The following is a 16,072-nucleotide window of genomic DNA, read 5'->3' as shown; positions in this document are numbered from 1 at the left end:
GCTCCGCGGCGGAAATCGGCGGCGGGCACGCTCTGCTCGCGTCCGCCGGATTTCGCAGCGTACAGGGCGGGATCGGCACGGCGGAAGAGGGTGGCCGCCTGCGCTTTCGAACCTCGTTGAGCCCTTTTGACGCACCCCGATCCGGTGCGGTCCGCAACCCGAGGGCCCCATGAGCACGAACCCCAACCCCCCGATCCTCCGCTATCAGACCCTGGAACTGGAACCGCTGGATGGCGAGGCGCCAAAGCCGGTGACCGGACGCGCGAATTTCCATCCGAACACGCGCGACGCGCACGACCGCCGGCAGCTCGAAGACCGCCGCCAGGAATTGCGCTTCCAGAACGATCGCCGCTCGAAAAAAGACCGCCGCCCGCGCCGCACCTGGGAAAACGGCTCCAACCTGTAGGCGCCCGCGCGCTGGCGGCCTCGCGAACCTTACGTCGCCGCGACCACCGCGATCTCGATGCCCTCGAGCTGCACCGTCTGCCCTGCACGGATCTTGCAGGTCTTGCGCAGTTCGACCGCGCCGTCGACACGAACGTCGCCGCTGGCCACGATCATCTTGCCGCGCCCGCCGCTGTCGGCCACGCCTACCAGCTTGAGCAGGTGATGCAGTTCGACATGGTCGCGGTCCAGCGGGAATTCGATGCGTTGCATGGGCAGGACCAATGAGGCGGGGCGATCAGCATAGGCCAGGCATCGCCGGATGAGAATCGCTTCGGTCGCGATGCCTGCCCCGTCCTCTCAGTGCGCCGCGCCGGCGGCCCGACGCTGCTTCTCCGCGAGAAACAACTCGACCAGCCGGTTCGCCTCCGGCGCGATCGCGTCGACGTTCTCCTGGCCCTTGTTCATCATCACCGACACGACCAGCCCGTAGTCCGGATAGATGCCGAAGTACGAGGTGCTACCCACCGCCGTGCCGTGATGACTGTAGAAACGCGTCGTGACCGTGTCGTTGAGCAGTTTCTTGCCCGCGAACACGCGCATGCCAAGCGCGTAGCCCTGCTCGTTGTCGCGGCCGTCGCGCAGTTTTTGCGGGGTCAGCAGACGCGCGCGCGTGCCCGCTGTCAGGAAGCCATCGTCGAGAAAGGCCTGGCCCAACGCGAGCATGTCGCTGGGCGTGGACAGCAGGCCGCCGGACGGATAGCGGATGCTGTTGTCGACCGGGTCGGCGGGTTTGTACTGACCTTCGGTGACTTCATAGAACATCACGCGATGCCGATTCTCGGCGCCGGCCACGTCCGCGGCGCTGTGGGTCATGCCCAGCGGCTGCAGCACCGCGTCGGCGACAAAGCGGTTGTACGGCCGTCCCGCGGTCGCTTCCACGACCGCGCCGGCGACGTTCGCGCCGTAGCTGCTGTATGAAAAGCCTTCGCCGGGTCGGAACAGCAGCGGCCGGTCCTCGAACACATGCAAGGCCGCGCGAACGCTGTCGAAGTGCCGACGGTTCTTGTGCTCCCAGATCGGAAAACACAGGCATAGCGAATAGTCGGGAATGCCGGCGGTGTGGCTGATCGCCAGGCGCGTGGTGACCGCGTCGTAGCTCGCCGGCAGATCGGGCAGATAGGCGCGCACGGAGCGGTCGATATCGAGTTTGCCCGCGTCGATCTGTCGGCCGACCGCGAGGGCATTGACTGCCTTGGACGTGCTGCCGAGACGGAAACTCGAATCCAGATCCACCGGACGTCCTTGCGCGATATCGGCCAGGCCGGTGGCCGAGGCCCAGACGCGTTTGCCATCGATCATGATCGCGGCAGACACGGCCGGCGCCTGCAGACGGACGCGCGCTTCGCGCAGTTGCGAGTCCGCTTGGGCGGCGACGGTCGCCCAAGCGGGATCGGCGAAGTGCGTGTTCGCGGTGGCGACAGCCTCTAGCGCTTGCGGCAGGGGCTGCCAGCCGCTGCTCCAGGTCAGGACCGGTTCGAACATCCGGAATCCCGCCCAGACCGCGCCGGCGATCGCCAGACAAACAAGGGCGTTGCGGGTGGTCCGGCGGTGCGGGGAAGAATTTTTGGCAAAGCGCATCGTGAGCTCCCTGAGAGATCGGGTGCAGAGGGGATTTGAAACCAACTGTTTGGACGTCGGCTGCGCGGTCAGATTTTCGGTGGCGGTGGCGAGCCGTTGCGCCAATAGAAAACTTCGTCGACGCGGCGACCGAACACATCGGCGATACGCATCGCCAGTTCCAGTGACGGTGCGTAACGCCCGCCTTCGAGCGCGACGATCGTCTGCCGCGTGATGCCGACCGCGCGTGCCAAGGCGTCCTGGGTCATCTCGCCGTGCTCGAAACGCAGGCGTCGCAACTGGTTGTCGAGCGCGGTGCCCGGCGTCGTGCTCATGCCGCGCTCCGTTCCGCGCAGGTGTCGAGCCAATACAGGCGCAGTTGCGCGATGTGCTGCGCGAGGCAGCGCAGCATCACGATGAGGATGAGGACATGCGCGAGCATCGGCTGGTTGGCGCGACCCACCATGGTGTGTGCGCCGAAACCCAGCGCGAGGATCAGAGGCAGCAGCAGGAGCAGCAGGGTGGCATGCCCGACGCGTTCGCCCTGCGCCCGGATCATCGCGTCGCGTTCGTCGTGGCGCGGCTCGGGATCGCGTGCGATCGCGTAGCTGACCACCGCGCCGAGCACCAGCGTCCAGTTGTCCAGCGCCATCGCGTGGCCCGCGAGGCTGTGCATCTCCAGCACAGGGCCCAGGGTCCACACGGTCGCCGACAGATGTCCGAACAACAGCCCGAAGCTCGCCAGGCCATGCCAGAGCGCGCGTTCGGGCGAGCCGGGTCCGTCCTCGACGCGCAGACCCTGCCAGTAGCGCCGGGCGGCCCAAGCGCTGACCAGCAGGGCCGCGCAGCCGACCAGGCCCGGCCGGATAGGCCAGCTCATCGCACCGCTCGAAAGCAGCACGCCGGACAGAATGGAGAGCAGGGCGACGGCGAGGATCTGGAGCATGGGTGTCTGGTTTACCGGATATCGTGTCTGGTTAAACATACATGCAGGATCGGGGTCTGTCACCACTGACTGATGGCAGGGGTCGCTTGAGGGAACGTGGCAAGATTCCGGACCTCGTCACCGCGCCCGAACCTCATGCCCGACGCTGCCTCCGCGTTTTCCCTGCAGCCGATCGCGGTCGTGCGCTCGCCGTATGCGCGGCGCATCGATGCGCCGCACCAGTCCACCGTCGTGGCCGGCACCGAGACCGGCGATGCGGCCGAGGCGACCATCGAATTCATCGCCGGCTTTCCGGCCGAAGCCTTTCGCGATCTCGCCGGTTTCGATCGCCTCTGGCTGGTGTTCGTGTTCCATCGCAGCGAAGGCTGGAAGGCGGAAGTGAAACCGCCGCGCGGCGGCGGCAAGCGCAGCGTGCTCGCCACGCGCTCGCCGCATCGCCCCAATCCGATCGGCTTGTCGGCGGTGGAACTGGTGGCGGTCGAGGACGGCGGGCTGCGTGTGCGTGGACTCGATCTGCTCGACGGCACACCGATCCTGGACATCAAGCCCTACGTGCCCTACGCCGATGCGTTTCCGGACGCGCGCGCGGGCTGGATCGATGCGATGGATGCGCGGACCGGCCGCCAGTCCGCGCCCGGCCCCCGTCGTCCCCGTACCTAGGCGTCGGGTCGCGGGTCCGGCGCGCGCGCTCGTGCAAACCGCCTGGTTTGGCGTAGTCTGGCCGCGGGGCGAGGGGGGCCGATGTCCTTACACATCGGGCTCCGCCGTTTGCCTCAGGTGATCCAGCCAGGTGTCGGTCGGGGACCGGCACCACCCCGTCGCGGTCTAGGTCCCGGGGTTTTCGGGTTGGAGCAATTCCGATTCTTACGAAAGGGAAAAAACCATGAAAAAGCCCTGCACTTTGTCGCTTCTTGCCCTGAGTCTGGCCATTGCCGGCCCGGCGGCCGCGGATGATGCCTGGGATGGCATCTACGTCGGCTTGAACGCCGGTCACGCCAACGGTTCCGCCGATACCCGCTTCGACCCGCTGCCCAGCCCCACCGCCTTCGTGAATCTCCGGCCGACCACGCTCACGCCCGACCCGAGCGGTTCGGTCTACGGCGCGCAGTTGGGTTACAACTGGCAGACCAAGCACTTCCTGATCGGTTTCGAGGCCGATATCGGTTGGGCGAATGCCGATGGCGCCGCCCGCAGCACGCCGATCGTGCAGAACAACGGCACGCCCTTCCCCGGCGCCGGCTACATCAGCGCGACCGCGGACATGCGCAGCTTCTCCACGATGCGTCTGCGTCTGGGTTATGCCAATGACGCGTGGGCGTTCTACGCCACCGGCGGTTTCGCCGACGCCAACATCAAGAACACCGCCGTCACCGACTTCCGTCCGACCGGCACGACGACCTATACCGGCGTGAAGGACAACTCGCAGACCGGCACGGTCTTCGGCCTGGGTGCCGAATGGAAAGCGACGGAGCGTTTCTCGTTCAAGCTCGAAGCGATGCGTTACCGCCTCGGCACCGAGACCCTGGTGGCCGACGCCGCGCCTGCGTTGCCGCCGTTCCAGATGCGCTACACCTGGGAAAACAAGGGCAACCTCATCCGTCTCGGCGTGAACTACCACTTCTAGTCGCGAGGCCGGCCAGGTTCGTTCTTCGGAACGAACCTGGCCTTCTCCGCCATCGGTGTCTCCCGTGAACCTACCGGGATATCACCACACCTTGACCCGCTTCTCCGGCGCCAGATAGCGCTGCTGCTCGGGCTTCACGTCGAAGGCGGCGTACCAGGCGTCCTGGTTGCGCACGGTTTCCGCGCGGTACTGGCCGGGGGCGTGCACGCCGGTGAGGATGCTGTTGCGCAGGGCCGGTTCGCGCGCCTTCGTGCGCCAGGCCTGGGCGAAGCCCAGGAAGAAGCGCTGATCGGGCGTGAAGCCGTCGAGCGTCTGCGCCGGTTTGCCTTCCTGACGCAGGCGGTAGGCGTCGTACGCGGTCGCCAGACCGGCGACGTCGGCGATGTTCTCGCCGAGCGTTAGCTTGCCGTTGACCGCCAGATCCGGGAACGGACGATAGCCGTCGTACTGCGCGGCCAGCGCGGCACCCGCGGCTTCGAATTTCTTCAGGTCTTCCGGCGTCCACCAGTTCGCCAGACGGCCGCTTTCGTCGAACAGGGCGCCGCTGGAATCGAAGCTGTGCGTGATCTCATGGCCGATCACCGCGCCGATCGCGCCGTAGTTGACTGCATCGTCGGCGGCACCGTCGAAGAACGGCGCTTCCAGGATCGCGGCCGGAAAGATCAGGCGGTTCTCCAGCGGAATGTTCAGCGCATTCACTTCCTGCGGCAGCAGATACCACTCGCCGCGATCAACCGGCTTGCCGAGCTTGGCGATGTTGCGCTGGTATTCGAACAGGCTGGCGCGCTGCGCATTGCCGAGCGCGTCGCCGGCGCGGATGTCGAGCGCGGAATAGTCGCGCCACGTCGACGGATAGCCCATGCCGACCTGCAGGCCGGCGAGCTTGGCCTTGGCATGGGCCTTGGTTTCCGGCGTCATCCATTCCACGCGGTCGATGCGCTTGCCGAACGCGGTGAGGATGTCCTGCACCATCGCATCGGCACGCGCCTTGGTCGCGGCGTTGAAATGGCGCTCGACATAGATCTTGCCGACCGCTTCGCCGAGCGCGCCGTCGACGGCGTTGACCGCGCGCTTCCAGCGATCCTGCTGCTGCGGCGTGCCGTTGAGCGTCTGGCCGTAGAACGAGAACGCTTCATCGGCGAACGCCTTCGGCAGCACGCCGGCCGATCGGTCCAGGGCGTGGAACGTCAGGTAGTCCTTCCAGGTGTCGAGCGGCTGCGCGGCAGTGAGCTTGGCGATGCCGCTGACCGCGCCGGGCTGCCAGACGATGAACTGCGGCTGCGCGGACAGATTCGCGCTGGCGAAGAACGCATCCCAGTCCAGGCCCGGGGCCTTCGCCGCGAAATCCGCACGCGACCAGGTGTTTGCGCCTTTCTTGACGTCGTTGGTGTCGAGCTGGGTCGCATGCACGCGCGCGATCGCCGTTTCCAGCGCGAGGATGCGATCGGCCTTCGCGGTCGGATCGGCGATGTTGGCCAGCGCCAGCACCGTCGCGATGTGGTCGCGATATTTCTTGCGCAGGCCTTCGAAGCGCCCGCCCTCGAGATAGAAATCGCGATCAGGCAAGCCCAGGCCACCCTGCACCAGGTACGGCGCATATTGCGTGGGCTGGTTCAGATCCTGCGAGACCCACAGGCCGAACAGGCGATTGGTGTAGTAGTTGGTGGAGTTCAGCAGATCGACATCGGCGCGCAGGCTGCCGCCGATCGCCTGCGCCAAGCCGGCCTTGTCCTTGATCGCGGCGATCGCCGCGAGTTCGGGCTGGATCGGCGCGATGCCCTTGGCTTCGATGCCGGCTTCGTCCATGTAGGCCGTGTAGTAGTCGCCGATCTTTTTCGTCTCGCCGGTTGCCGTGGCATTGGCGGCGGCTTCTTCGATGATCGCGCGCGTGCGCGTCAGCGCCTTTTCGGTCAGAACGGTGAAGCTGTTGTAGCTGGAGCGGTCGGCGGGGATTTCCGTGGTCTTGAACCAGTTGCCGTTGGCGTAGGTGAAGAAGTCGTCGCCGGGCGCCGCAGTGCGGTCCATGCCCGCGCTGTCGAAGCCGAAGCTGCCGAGCGTGGGTTTGGCCGCGGCAACCGGCGCGGGCGTCGCCGCCGGCGTTGCCGGCACGTCGGTTTTTCCGCAGGCCGCCAGGCCGCTCAGCAGGGCTGCTCCAGCGAGCAGCAGGGCAGGGTGTCGAAACCGGCTCGCAGACATGACGCACTCCCGACGATGGACAGGGAGCCGAGCATAGGCGCCCCCGTGCATGGGCGCAAAGCGCGAACGTCACTCCGCGCCTGTGCTCAGTCCGGCAGTTTGGCCAGCAGGGCCTGCGTGCGGCCGATCGCGCCGAAGCTCAGCGCGTTCACCGCGCCGGGCAAGAAGCCCACCGGGTCGCGTCCGGCCCGACGGATCAGCCAGGCACTCGCGAGCACCGCCACGACGAGGATCGCCCCGCGCGGCCACGCCGATACGGACAAAAGCAGATTCGTGTGCGCGACCGCCTCGACCAGCACCTGAGCCAGCAGCAGCCCGAGCACCGGCGATGCCGCCAGCATCGCGCGTCCGACCCGGGCGCGCAGCGAGGCCAGTGCGAGCAGCTGCTCGCGCAGCACCGCATCCGATGCCGCGAAGTCGAGCCTTGCCACACGCGCCAGATGCACGCAGGCCGCGACCATGTTGATCACCCAGACCAGATGCAGGCTGATGCTCGGCACCAGGACCGCCGCGTCGCCGCCGTGCAGGGCATTGAACAGACCATTGGCCAGCAGCAGCACCGAGAACACGGCGACCGCGAGCTGCAGCCGGCGCTTGAGCGCGCGCAGGGGCGACGCGAGTTCGGCGGGCAGGGCGGCGTGCGTGCGGGTCTTGTGCAGCGCGAGTTCGGCGCCGCCCGCCTCGAGCGTGTCTTCGAAACGCTGGTTGGCGTCGAAGGCGTGGCGCGCCTGACTCCAGCTGCGGCCAGCCGCGTCGTCGAGAAAGCTTTCATAGCCCGGACGCGTGGCATAGCGCCGGCTGATCCAGCGCGCGATCGCCCAGGCGATCGGAATGAAGAGCAAACCGACCGCGAGATTCACCCAGACCACGCTCGGATGCAGACCGCGCAACAGATCCGCACCGAACAGGCCCTTGAGCGTCACCGCGATTGCCGGCAGCCACAGACCCACCGAGGTCAGCAGGATCCATCGGGTCATCGCCAGACGCCGTGTACGCACGGCGTCGAGCCGCGCGCGCACCTGCAGCACGGGTGCGGACAGGTCCAGCTGCGCGATGTCGCGCCACTGGCGCACATCGACGACAAGTTCGGCGAGCACCAGGGCGAGCAGGGGCAGGGAAGCGAGCAGGTAGACCGCGTCGTGGCGGTGCGACACGACAAAGGCGAGCAACAGCGCCAGGCACGCGCTGCCCGCCACCAGACCGGCAAGCAGCCAGCGCGAATGCCGACGGAACGCCGCCGTCGTGCGACCGGCCAGTGCGGCACGCACGGCCGCGACGTCCAGCGTGAGTTGTTCGTCCTGCTTGCGCTGGCTGGCGGCCCAGCGGCCGCGCAGCGCGTCGAGATCGAGTCCGGTCATGCGAAGTCCTCCGAGGCGGCGTAGTCGCGCTGCAGCCTCTGTTTGATGCGATTGATGCGCGTGGCGACATTGGTCGCCGTCAGGCCGATCATCTCGGCGATGTCGTCCTGCCCGTAGCCTTCGAGATAAAGCAGGATCAAGGCGCGATTGGTTTCGTCCAGGCGCGAGATCAGCTGGTGCAGGGCGTGCAGATCGTCGCTGTCGGCATCGCGCACGCGGTCGGCAGCGGCCAGGTCCATGCCGAACTCCTCGATCGGCAAGGCATCGCGGATGCGCCGGCTTTCGCCGCGGAACACCGAAATCGCCACGTTCACCGCGATGCGGTGCATGAAGGTCGAAAACGCCGCGCGGCCGTCGAACGACGGATACGCGCGCCATAGTTCGACGACCATTTCCTGGATGAGATCGCCGCGATCCTCGCGCCGCTGGCAGTAGGCATTGGCGACCGTGTAGAGGATGCCTTTGTGCTGCTCGAGCTGTGCAAGGAAGCGGTCGGGGTCGGTGGGTTGGCTCATGCGCTCCGGGGGCTCGGGAAGGGGCCAGGCTGGCTCTACAAGCGTTATTCGCCCATCGAGGCCGAAATATCACACGGGTCCGGATGCGGGGAAACCGCCGCCCGGGCATCACGCCGAACGCGCGTGGTCATTGGCTACACTGGGCCATGCACGACACCCTGCGTACGCGCGACAACCTCACCCTGCATCTGGAGCAATGGCCCGCCGGCGGCGAGCGCCGCGGCACGGTGCTGATCGTGCATGGGCTGGGCGAGCATATCGGTCGCTACGCCGGCCTGGCCGCTGTGCTCAATGCGCAGGGCTGGAATGTGGTCGGTTACGACCAGCGCGGTCACGGCCGCAGCACGGGTCCAAAAGGACGGCTGAGACAGGCCGATGATCTGCTGCAGGATCTCGCGCAGGTCATCGATCATGTGCGTGCCACCGCGCCGGCGCCGCTGATCCTGCTCGGGCACAGCATGGGCGGCTTGATCTGCGCGCGCTTCGTCGCCGAGGAGTTCGCCGAAGATCGCGCGTCCTGGTATCGCGCAGTCAGCGCGCTCGTGCTGAGCTCACCGGCCCTGGATCCGGGCATGAGCCGTCTGCAGAGAGGCCTGCTTGCCTTGCTGGGGCCGCTGGCGCCGAACCTGCCGGTCAACAATGGACTCAAGCCAGCCTGGATATCGCGTGACCCCACGGTCGTGCAGGCGTATCGCAGCGATCCCTATGTGCACGACCGCATTTCGCCGCGTCTGGTGCGCTTCATTCTCGATGGCGGCGCATGGGTGCAAGCGCAGGCAACGCAGTGGCGCCTGCCGACGCTGTTGCTGTACGCGGGTAGCGATCGCTGCGTGTCGCCGGCGGGCAGTGCGGCATTCTCGGCGGCCGCGCCGGCAGCGGTCGTGCAGACGCAGGTTTTCCCGGCGATGTTCCACGAAATCTTCAACGAACCCGAACGCGACACGGTCATCGCCGCGCTCACGCGCTGGCTCGACACGCGCGCTTGAGTCGTCGCCGGTCGCCGAACAGGCGCGTCAGTTCGCCGCGGTGGTGGCGAGACGCTGCGCGTTGAACAGGGACTGGGCTTCGTCGCGTTCCAGTGCGGCGGTCCAGCGCGGCATGGCGGCGAGCCAGGCGGTGATTCGCAAGGAAGTGTTCGCGCGCCGGCTGTCGATGGCCAGCTGGATCTGCGCGAGTTCCTGGTCCGCTTCACGCACGCCCTCGCGATCGGCAGCAAGCGCCTGCCCCGCGTAACGTTCGTCGATCCGGCCCAGCGCCGAGCGCGCACTGGCGACCATCAGGCGCGCCGTGACGGCGTCTTTTGCCGCGAGTGCGGATTGCGCGGCGACGGCGGCCGCGCGCGCATCCGACAGCGCATGCGCAAGATCGATCGCCTGCACAGGTTCCGCCGGACAGGCCTGCGGCGACAGAGCGCGGACATAGATCGCCAGGCCGTCAAGCGTTGCGGTGCTCGGCTCCGGACCGTCGAACTCCTCGACGATCAAGCCACGGATGAAATTTTCCAGCGCACGCGTCGCCGGATCGCGGGAAATCTTCAACGCCTGCGGCGGGCCGCTGAGATCGGGAATCGGTGTCGGATTGTCCACGCCGTCGCCACGATGCGAACTCATCAGCGACGAGGTGACATCCGCCGTGCCCGGCGGTCCCGAAAATCCCGGAAAGGAAAAATCCGGGTTACCGCGCCCGTTGCGATGACAACTGCTGCACGACAGCCCAACGCGCGCGGCCTGGCCACCGAGCAGCAGGGGTGTGCGGAAGGCGGCGCGTCCGATCGCGATGCGTTGCGCTTCTGCCGCATTCGCGGCCGGCGTCAGGCATTCGCTCGGTTCCTGGGCGAGCGCTTGCGCCTGGCGATCGGCCGGCAACCAGCGCGCCGCGCGCAGCGGCGACTGTGTCGCGGCCGCCGCGATCAGCGCGACGCCCGCGAGCCAGCCACCGATCAGGAGGCGTCGGGCGTGGCGGCCGTGATCCATCGGCGCAATTCGTCGGCCTGGGCGCAGCCGAATCGGCAGCTGTGCTCGAGTTTGGCGAGCATGCGGCGCGCGCCGGCCAGATCGCCGCGTTCGACCATGAGTTCGCCGTAATACTCGGTCGCGCCCAGATGACCGGGCGCCGCGTCGAGCGCCTGCCGGTAATAACTTTCGGCGAGCTCATAACGACCGAGCTTGCGATTGGCGAAACCCAGGTAGGTGAGGATGTCCGGATGCGGGCCGAGCACGCGCGCGGACGTGTTGAGCGCAACGATGGCGTCTTCGTAGCGCTTCTGGTTGATCAGAGCGACCGCATCCAGATACGCGTTGTCGCCGCGCTCGGCGCTGGCGAACAGGAAGTCCGCCGTGCTCGGCGCGACCTGCGAGGTCGGCGGTGCGGCACCGAGCGCCGCTTCCACGGCCGGCACTGCCACAGCGAGATCGCCAGCCTGAGGGCAGGTGTTTGCGCAGACGGCGGCGCGTTTTTTCAGGTCTTCGAGCACGGCCTTGGCCTTGTCGGTTTCGCCGAGCTTGGCCAGGGTGATGCCCAGCTCCTGGTGCGCGAGGATCAGGTTGTCGTCGTACTTGATGGCCTTTTCGTAGTAGCGGCGCGCGTCCTTGGGCTTGCCCAGGCCGGCGCGGGCCATGCCCTGCAGGAAATTGGTGTTGGCGTCGCGCGGAATGACCTCGAGCACGCGGCCGAACGCGCGGTCGGCTTCCTTGAACTGCTGCGCCTGCAGGGCTTCGACGCCTTTCTTGAATTCGACGTTCACGTCGAAATCCGGCGCGCTCATGCTAGGGCGCGGGCTCGCAGCCGTCGTACCGCCGGAAGGCGAGCCGCTGGCGAGAACAACGGGGGCCGTCAACAGCACCACCGAGCCAAACACGATCGAAGCCAGTTTCACGGAACGGAACATGACAGCTCTCCCGGTGACGGTGACGGTGACGGTGACGGCAGCACACTACACCCAAAAAAACCGTCTTGCAGCCCGGGCCCGGCTGCCGGCCGGCGGCCCGGCTGGGTATGATCGAATGATCACGGCCGCCGTCTGCGGCCAGGGAGATTGTGCGTGACCACTCCATCTTTTGCGGGCAAGACGGTTCTGGCGACGGGCGCAGCCAGTGGTATCGGGCGGGGCGTCGCCCTGGCCTTCGGCGCGGCCGGGGCGAACGTCGTCGTGTCCGATATCGATGTCGCCGCTGGCGAGCAGACCGCCCAGGACATCGTCCAGGCCGGTGGCCGCGCGATTTTCGTGCGCGCCGATGTCGCCGTCGCCGCGGACGTCGAGGCGCTCGTCGCCACCACGGTCGCGACCTACGGCCGGCTCGACTGTGCATTCAACAACGCCGGGGTCGAACTCGAACACCAGCGCTTGGCCGACTCCGACGAAGCCCTGTTCGACCGCATGATGGCGATCAACGTCAAGGGCGTATGGCTGTGCATGAAACACGAGATCGGCCAGATGCTGCGCCAGGGCGGCGGCACGATCGTCAACACCGCTTCCGTCGCCGGCCTGGTCGGCGCACCCAAACACGCGATCTACGCCGCGAGCAAACACGCCGTCGTCGGCCTGACCAAGAGCGCCGCCGCGGAATACGGCAAGAAGGGCATCCGCGTGAATTCGGTCTGCCCGGGCGTGATCCGCACGGCGATGCTCGAGCGGGCACTCGCGCGCGAAACCGGTTGGGAGGAAAGCCTCGTGCGCATGCATCCGATCGGACGCCTGGGCGAGATCGGGGATGTCGTGAGCGCCGTGCTGTGGCTGTCGTCGGAGGCCTCGGGTTTTGTCACCGGCCACCAGCTCACCGTCGATGGCGCGATGACCGTGGTCTGAGCCGCCGCGCTCAGCGCAAACGCCGGTCCCGCAGAGCGCGACGATCGGCGGCGAGGCCGAGGATGGTCGTGCGCTCTTCTGCCGTCGCCTGCTGCCAGCGCAGGATTTCGTCGATATGGCGGCCGCAGCCCAGGCAGACGTCGCTTTCGTCCAGACAGCAATTGCGCACGCAGGGCGAGTCCGGGCGGGGGTCCCGCGGCACCGGTCGCAGCGGCGGCTCGTTCACGCGCGTCGCGTCACGGCAAACGCCTCGATGCGGATGCCCGAGCCGTCGAACTGCACACGATTGCCCACGAAGCCATGATCGTCCGGCAGGCGCGCCATCGCTTCCTGCGTGATGAGGACTTCGCCGGCGGCGGCGAGATCCTCGCCGAGCTTGCAGGCGCGGTTGACCGCATTGCCGAAGAAATCCTGTCCCGGCAGCACGAGGATCGCCCCGAAATCGATGCCGCAGGCGATGCGGATGTCGAGTTCGTCGGGGGTGAGGTCGTTGGCTTCGCCGAACGCGGCATTGAGATCGAAAGCCGCCTGGATCGCCGCGGCGACCTCGGGAAACATCGCGAAACAATTGTCCGCCTCGAACTTGACCAGGGTGCCGCGGTAGCGGCCGATGATCGGCTCGGCGGTGAGCTGCATGCGTCGCACCATCGACAGGTAGTGCACGATGCCGTAGCGGTTGGAGAGTTCGGAAAACCCGGACATGTCCAGCACCAGCACCGCACGGTCCGCACCGTACTCGCGCCACAGTGCCTGCTCGAGCGCCTGCCGGCGGGCCGGGTCGGGCTCCTGCGAGTACTGCAGCAACTGTTCCTGGAATCGGGCGGACAGATCGGTCATGGCCACCACCGCGGATGAAGGTGAACACCATGGCCGAGGGTGGGCGCGGGGTCAACAATCGCCCGGCCCGGATTTTCCAAGCGCCGGCGGCAGGCGTAGTCTTTGTCTTCTGTCGCCATCGAATCGCCTGCCCATGACCCAGGAAGAAGACGAGATCCTCAGCCGGCTGGAAACGCTCAACGCCATCGGCGTGGCCCTGTCGTCCGAACGCGATCTGGCCAGCCTGCTCGAACGGATCCTGGAGGCGGCGCGCGATTTCGCCGACGCCGATGGCGGCACCTTGTATCGCGTCAAGGGCGAGACCCTGGTGTTCGAGGTACTGCGCAACGACACGCTCGGTTATTTCATGGGCGGCAAACACGGCAAGACCATCAACTTCGCACCCCTGCCTTTGTACGACGCCGACGGCAGCCCGAACGATTCGATGGTGGTCGCGCATGCGGCGCTGTCCGGCCAGACGATCAACATCCCCGATGCCTACGCGGCCGACGGCTTCGATTTTTCCGGCACGCGCGCCTTCGACCAGAAAACCGGTTACCGCTCGCAGTCCTTCCTGACCGTGCCGATGAAGGATCACAGCGGCGCGGTGATCGGCGTGTTGCAGCTGATCAATGCCAAGGACCACGACGGCGTCGTGCGTGCATTTTCGCATGCCGACCAGCAGCTCGTGGAGTCGCTGGCCTCGCAGGCGGCGATCGTGCTCAACAACCGGCAGCTGGTCGAACAGCTCGAGACCTTGTTCGAGTCACTGATCAGCCTGGTCAATACCGCGATCGACGAAAAATCGCCGTACACCGGCGGACATTGCGAGCGCGTACCGGTACTGACCTCGCTGCTGGCCGATGCTGCCGCGCGCAACACCGACGGGCCGCTCGCCGATTTCACGATGACCGATGCCGATCGTTACGAGCTCAAGATCGCCGGCCTGCTGCACGACTGCGGCAAGATCACGACGCCCGTGCATGTGGTCGACAAAGCGACCAAGCTCGAAACCCTGTTCGACCGTATCGCGCTCGTTGATACGCGGTTCGAAGTCTTGCTGCGCGACGCCCGGATCGCGCAGCTCACCGGCGACATCGACGAGGCCGCTTATGCCGACCGCGTGAAACAGCTGCTTGCCGACCGGGAGCGGGTGCGCACCGCCAACACCGGCGGCGAATTCATGGACGAAGCCAAGGTCAAGGACATCGAGCGCATCGCCGACGAGATCTGGGTGCCGCACGGCGGCGTTGCGCAGAAGTTCCTGTCCGCCGACGAGCTCGAGAACCTGACGATCCGCCGCGGCACGCTCACGCGCGCCGAGCGCGAAATCATCAATCACCACATCGTCATGACGATCCGCCTGCTCGAAGCGCTGCCCTGGCCGCCGCATCTGACCCAGGTGCCCGAATACGCCGGCGGTCACCACGAACGCATGGACGGCAAGGGCTATCCGAAAGGACTCACGCGCGAGCAGATGAGCATTCCGGCCCGGGTCATGGGCATTGCCGACATCTTCGAGGCGCTGACCGCGCGCGATCGTCCCTACAAACCCGGCAAGACCCTGTCCGAATCGCTGCGCATCCTCGGGCATATGAAACTTGAAGGCCATGTCGATCCGGATCTGTTCGACATCTTCCTGCGCGAGCGCGTGTATCTCGACTACGCGGAGCGGTTCCTGGAGCCGGCGCAGATCGACGTGATCGACTGGCCGCGCATGCCCGGCGTGAGCGCCGAACTCGCCGAGTGGATGATCGCGGCCGACGCGCCGCCGCCGTGATCCGCGGCGGTTGCCCGCCGCCCGCGCACTCATCCTGCCAATCGCGCATTCCGTCCCAGCGCGCTTGACCAGTCCGGATCGCGATGTGAGGTTGCGAAAGACTTCTCATCGCGTGGACCACTGGCATGACTGTTCGCAAGCCCGGCGTGATCGCCCTCGTTCTTCCGTTCGCCCTGGTCGCCAGCGGCCTGTGTACCGCCGCCGAGCCGGCTTGCGTCGCACCGCAGACCTTTGCGCCCGGGGTGATCTCCACCGAGGCGATGTGGGAATGGCGATTGGCGCTGTCGCCCTCGCGCGATCTCGCGCTGTGGCACAACAGCAAGGAATTCCTGCCGCCCGAACCGACCGGCACGATCCTGCTCTCGCATCGCGTGGGCGAAGGCTGGTCGACGCCGGAAGTGGCGCCGTTCTCGGGGAAATACGTCGATTTCGATCCCGCGTTCTCGCCCGATGGCTCGCTGCTGTTCTTTTCGTCCAAGCGACCGGTGAACGGCGAACCGCGCAAGGAGCCCGACCTGTGGATGGTCCGGCGCACCGCCGATGGCTGGAGCGCGCCCGAGCATCTGGGCATGGACGTGAACAGCGAGGACGAAGAGCTCTACCCCAGCGTCGACAACGACGGCACGCTGTACTTCGGCAGCAATCGTGGCGGTCAATTCGACGTCTGGCGCAGCCATCGCGACGCCGCCGGGCACTACGGCGCGCCGGAACGTCTGGGCGCGGGCGTGAACACGCCCGACTACTGGGAATTCAATCCCGAGATTTCACCGAATGGCAAAACGCTGCTGTTCGTCGGACTCAACCGTCCCGACGGTCTGGGTTATGGCGACATCTACGTGAGCCGGCTGCGCGATGGCGTATTCACGCCGGCGAAGAATCTCGGCCCCTGCGTGAATTCGGTCAAGGACGATTTCCATCCGACCGTGCTGTGGCCCGAGCAGCAGCTGATCTTCGTGCGCAATCCCGATGAAGCCGGTCGCAACGGCGATTTCAACCGCGTGCCGCTGGTATTGCCCGCGGAGTGAGGC

The 16,072-nt window shown here is 66.8% G+C and carries 18 protein-coding genes; 7 read left to right on the top strand and 11 right to left on the bottom strand.

Going from position 1 to position 16,072, the window contains the following annotated elements; genetic code table 11:
• The first annotated feature begins 169 nt into the window (after positions 1–169).
• Entirely contained in the window at positions 170–406 is a 237-nt protein-coding gene (locus tag G467_RS16915) for a hypothetical protein (protein ID WP_022970272.1), read from the top strand.
• Between the two features lie 29 nt (positions 407–435).
• On the opposite strand, the gene G467_RS0113470 is transcribed toward G467_RS16915, so the two are convergent.
• From G467_RS0113470 to G467_RS0113455, 4 genes are all read right to left on the bottom strand, one after another.
• Entirely contained in the window at positions 436–657 is a 222-nt protein-coding gene (locus G467_RS0113470; RefSeq protein WP_022970271.1) for an RNA-binding S4 domain-containing protein, read from the bottom strand.
• Positions 658–744: 87 nt separating this feature from the next.
• On the bottom strand, positions 745–1,929 hold the full coding sequence (locus G467_RS0113465; protein ID WP_022970270.1) for a serine hydrolase domain-containing protein: 1,185 nt from the start codon (positions 1,927–1,929) through the stop codon (positions 745–747).
• Between the two features lie 164 nt (positions 1,930–2,093).
• Complete coding sequence (locus G467_RS0113460; protein WP_022970269.1) at positions 2,094–2,339, bottom strand: helix-turn-helix transcriptional regulator; 246 nt, start codon at positions 2,337–2,339, stop codon at positions 2,094–2,096.
• Entirely contained in the window at positions 2,336–2,950 is a 615-nt protein-coding gene (locus G467_RS0113455) for a hypothetical protein (protein WP_022970268.1), read from the bottom strand. The genes G467_RS0113460 and G467_RS0113455 overlap by 4 nt, the downstream gene beginning before the upstream one ends.
• Before the next feature lie 135 nt (positions 2,951–3,085).
• On the opposite strand from G467_RS0113455, the gene tsaA reads away from it, so the two are divergent.
• Together tsaA and G467_RS17660 are read left to right on the top strand one after the other, a co-directional pair.
• Complete coding sequence (gene tsaA / locus G467_RS0113450; protein ID WP_022970267.1) at positions 3,086–3,610, top strand: tRNA (N6-threonylcarbamoyladenosine(37)-N6)-methyltransferase TrmO; 525 nt, start codon at positions 3,086–3,088, stop codon at positions 3,608–3,610.
• Positions 3,611–3,833: 223 nt separating this feature from the next.
• Positions 3,834–4,574, top strand: coding sequence for an outer membrane protein (locus G467_RS17660; protein WP_022970266.1), 741 nt, complete (start codon positions 3,834–3,836; stop codon positions 4,572–4,574).
• Between the two features lie 81 nt (positions 4,575–4,655).
• On the opposite strand, the gene G467_RS0113440 is transcribed toward G467_RS17660, so the two are convergent.
• From G467_RS0113440 to G467_RS0113430, 3 genes are all read right to left on the bottom strand, one after another.
• Positions 4,656–6,770 carry a M13 family metallopeptidase gene (locus tag G467_RS0113440; RefSeq protein WP_033397920.1) on the bottom strand — a complete coding sequence of 705 codons (2,115 nt, stop codon included), beginning with the start codon at positions 6,768–6,770 and terminating at the stop codon, positions 4,656–4,658.
• An 86-nt stretch (positions 6,771–6,856) separates the two neighbouring features.
• Complete coding sequence (locus G467_RS0113435) at positions 6,857–8,128, bottom strand: hypothetical protein (protein WP_022970264.1); 1,272 nt, start codon at positions 8,126–8,128, stop codon at positions 6,857–6,859.
• Positions 8,125–8,643, bottom strand: a complete 519-nt coding sequence (locus tag G467_RS0113430; protein ID WP_022970263.1) for an RNA polymerase sigma factor — start codon at positions 8,641–8,643, stop codon at positions 8,125–8,127. Before G467_RS0113430 ends, G467_RS0113435 begins: the two co-directional genes overlap by 4 nt.
• Before the next feature lie 146 nt (positions 8,644–8,789).
• Between G467_RS0113430 and G467_RS0113425 the strand changes: the two genes are divergently transcribed.
• A complete protein-coding gene (locus G467_RS0113425) occupies positions 8,790–9,629 on the top strand; it encodes an alpha/beta hydrolase (RefSeq protein ID WP_022970262.1) in 840 nt (279 codons plus the stop codon).
• A 27-nt stretch (positions 9,630–9,656) separates the two neighbouring features.
• Here G467_RS0113425 and G467_RS0113420 read toward each other — a convergent pair whose 3' ends face one another.
• Together G467_RS0113420 and G467_RS17655 are read right to left on the bottom strand one after the other, a co-directional pair.
• On the bottom strand, positions 9,657–10,616 hold the full coding sequence (locus G467_RS0113420; protein ID WP_022970261.1) for a hypothetical protein: 960 nt from the start codon (positions 10,614–10,616) through the stop codon (positions 9,657–9,659).
• A complete protein-coding gene (locus G467_RS17655) occupies positions 10,583–11,530 on the bottom strand; it encodes a tetratricopeptide repeat protein (protein WP_022970260.1) in 948 nt (315 codons plus the stop codon). Before G467_RS17655 ends, G467_RS0113420 begins: the two co-directional genes overlap by 34 nt.
• A 153-nt stretch (positions 11,531–11,683) precedes the next feature.
• On the opposite strand from G467_RS17655, the gene G467_RS0113410 reads away from it, so the two are divergent.
• Entirely contained in the window at positions 11,684–12,448 is a 765-nt protein-coding gene (locus G467_RS0113410; RefSeq protein ID WP_022970259.1) for an SDR family oxidoreductase, read from the top strand.
• 10 nt (positions 12,449–12,458) lie between these two features.
• Here G467_RS0113410 and G467_RS18100 read toward each other — a convergent pair whose 3' ends face one another.
• Both G467_RS18100 and G467_RS0113400 read right to left on the bottom strand, forming a co-directional pair.
• On the bottom strand, positions 12,459–12,617 hold the full coding sequence (locus G467_RS18100; protein WP_245559082.1) for a DUF1289 domain-containing protein: 159 nt from the start codon (positions 12,615–12,617) through the stop codon (positions 12,459–12,461).
• 53 nt (positions 12,618–12,670) lie between these two features.
• Complete coding sequence (locus tag G467_RS0113400) at positions 12,671–13,285, bottom strand: adenylate/guanylate cyclase domain-containing protein (RefSeq protein WP_022970257.1); 615 nt, start codon at positions 13,283–13,285, stop codon at positions 12,671–12,673.
• Positions 13,286–13,418: 133 nt separating this feature from the next.
• Here G467_RS0113400 and G467_RS16900 point away from each other — a divergent pair, with 133 nt between their 5' ends.
• Together G467_RS16900 and G467_RS16895 are read left to right on the top strand one after the other, a co-directional pair.
• Positions 13,419–15,044 (top strand): HD domain-containing phosphohydrolase, encoded by a 1,626-nt coding sequence (locus G467_RS16900; RefSeq protein ID WP_022970256.1) that lies wholly within the window; start codon positions 13,419–13,421, stop codon positions 15,042–15,044.
• 125 nt (positions 15,045–15,169) lie between these two features.
• Positions 15,170–16,069, top strand: a complete 900-nt coding sequence (locus G467_RS16895) for a TolB family protein (RefSeq protein ID WP_022970255.1) — start codon at positions 15,170–15,172, stop codon at positions 16,067–16,069.
• Positions 16,070–16,072 lie beyond the last annotated feature (3 nt).

It is taken from the genome of Arenimonas oryziterrae DSM 21050 = YC6267 (assembly GCF_000420545.1).
Lineage (GTDB): Bacteria > Pseudomonadota > Gammaproteobacteria > Xanthomonadales > Xanthomonadaceae > Arenimonas > Arenimonas oryziterrae.
This window is presented reverse-complemented; position numbering and strand designations above follow the sequence as displayed.

Coding starts and splice junctions, on each gene's coding strand:
- G467_RS16915 (WP_022970272.1), top strand. CDS start 170: ATGAGCACGAACCCCAACCCCCCGATCCTCCGCTATCAGACCCTGGAA.
- G467_RS0113470 (WP_022970271.1), bottom strand. CDS start 657: ATGCAACGCATCGAATTCCCGCTGGACCGCGACCATGTCGAACTGCAT.
- G467_RS0113465 (WP_022970270.1), bottom strand. CDS start 1,929: ATGTTCGAACCGGTCCTGACCTGGAGCAGCGGCTGGCAGCCCCTGCCG.
- G467_RS0113460 (WP_022970269.1), bottom strand. CDS start 2,339: ATGAGCACGACGCCGGGCACCGCGCTCGACAACCAGTTGCGACGCCTG.
- G467_RS0113455 (WP_022970268.1), bottom strand. CDS start 2,950: ATGCTCCAGATCCTCGCCGTCGCCCTGCTCTCCATTCTGTCCGGCGTG.
- tsaA (WP_022970267.1), top strand. CDS start 3,086: ATGCCCGACGCTGCCTCCGCGTTTTCCCTGCAGCCGATCGCGGTCGTG.
- G467_RS17660 (WP_022970266.1), top strand. CDS start 3,834: ATGAAAAAGCCCTGCACTTTGTCGCTTCTTGCCCTGAGTCTGGCCATT.
- G467_RS0113440 (WP_033397920.1), bottom strand. CDS start 6,770: ATGTCTGCGAGCCGGTTTCGACACCCTGCCCTGCTGCTCGCTGGAGCA.
- G467_RS0113435 (WP_022970264.1), bottom strand. CDS start 8,128: ATGACCGGACTCGATCTCGACGCGCTGCGCGGCCGCTGGGCCGCCAGC.
- G467_RS0113430 (WP_022970263.1), bottom strand. CDS start 8,643: ATGAGCCAACCCACCGACCCCGACCGCTTCCTTGCACAGCTCGAGCAG.
- G467_RS0113425 (WP_022970262.1), top strand. CDS start 8,790: ATGCACGACACCCTGCGTACGCGCGACAACCTCACCCTGCATCTGGAG.
- G467_RS0113420 (WP_022970261.1), bottom strand. CDS start 10,616: ATGGATCACGGCCGCCACGCCCGACGCCTCCTGATCGGTGGCTGGCTC.
- G467_RS17655 (WP_022970260.1), bottom strand. CDS start 11,530: ATGTTCCGTTCCGTGAAACTGGCTTCGATCGTGTTTGGCTCGGTGGTG.
- G467_RS0113400 (WP_022970257.1), bottom strand. CDS start 13,285: ATGACCGATCTGTCCGCCCGATTCCAGGAACAGTTGCTGCAGTACTCG.
- G467_RS16900 (WP_022970256.1), top strand. CDS start 13,419: ATGACCCAGGAAGAAGACGAGATCCTCAGCCGGCTGGAAACGCTCAAC.
- G467_RS16895 (WP_022970255.1), top strand. CDS start 15,170: ATGACTGTTCGCAAGCCCGGCGTGATCGCCCTCGTTCTTCCGTTCGCC.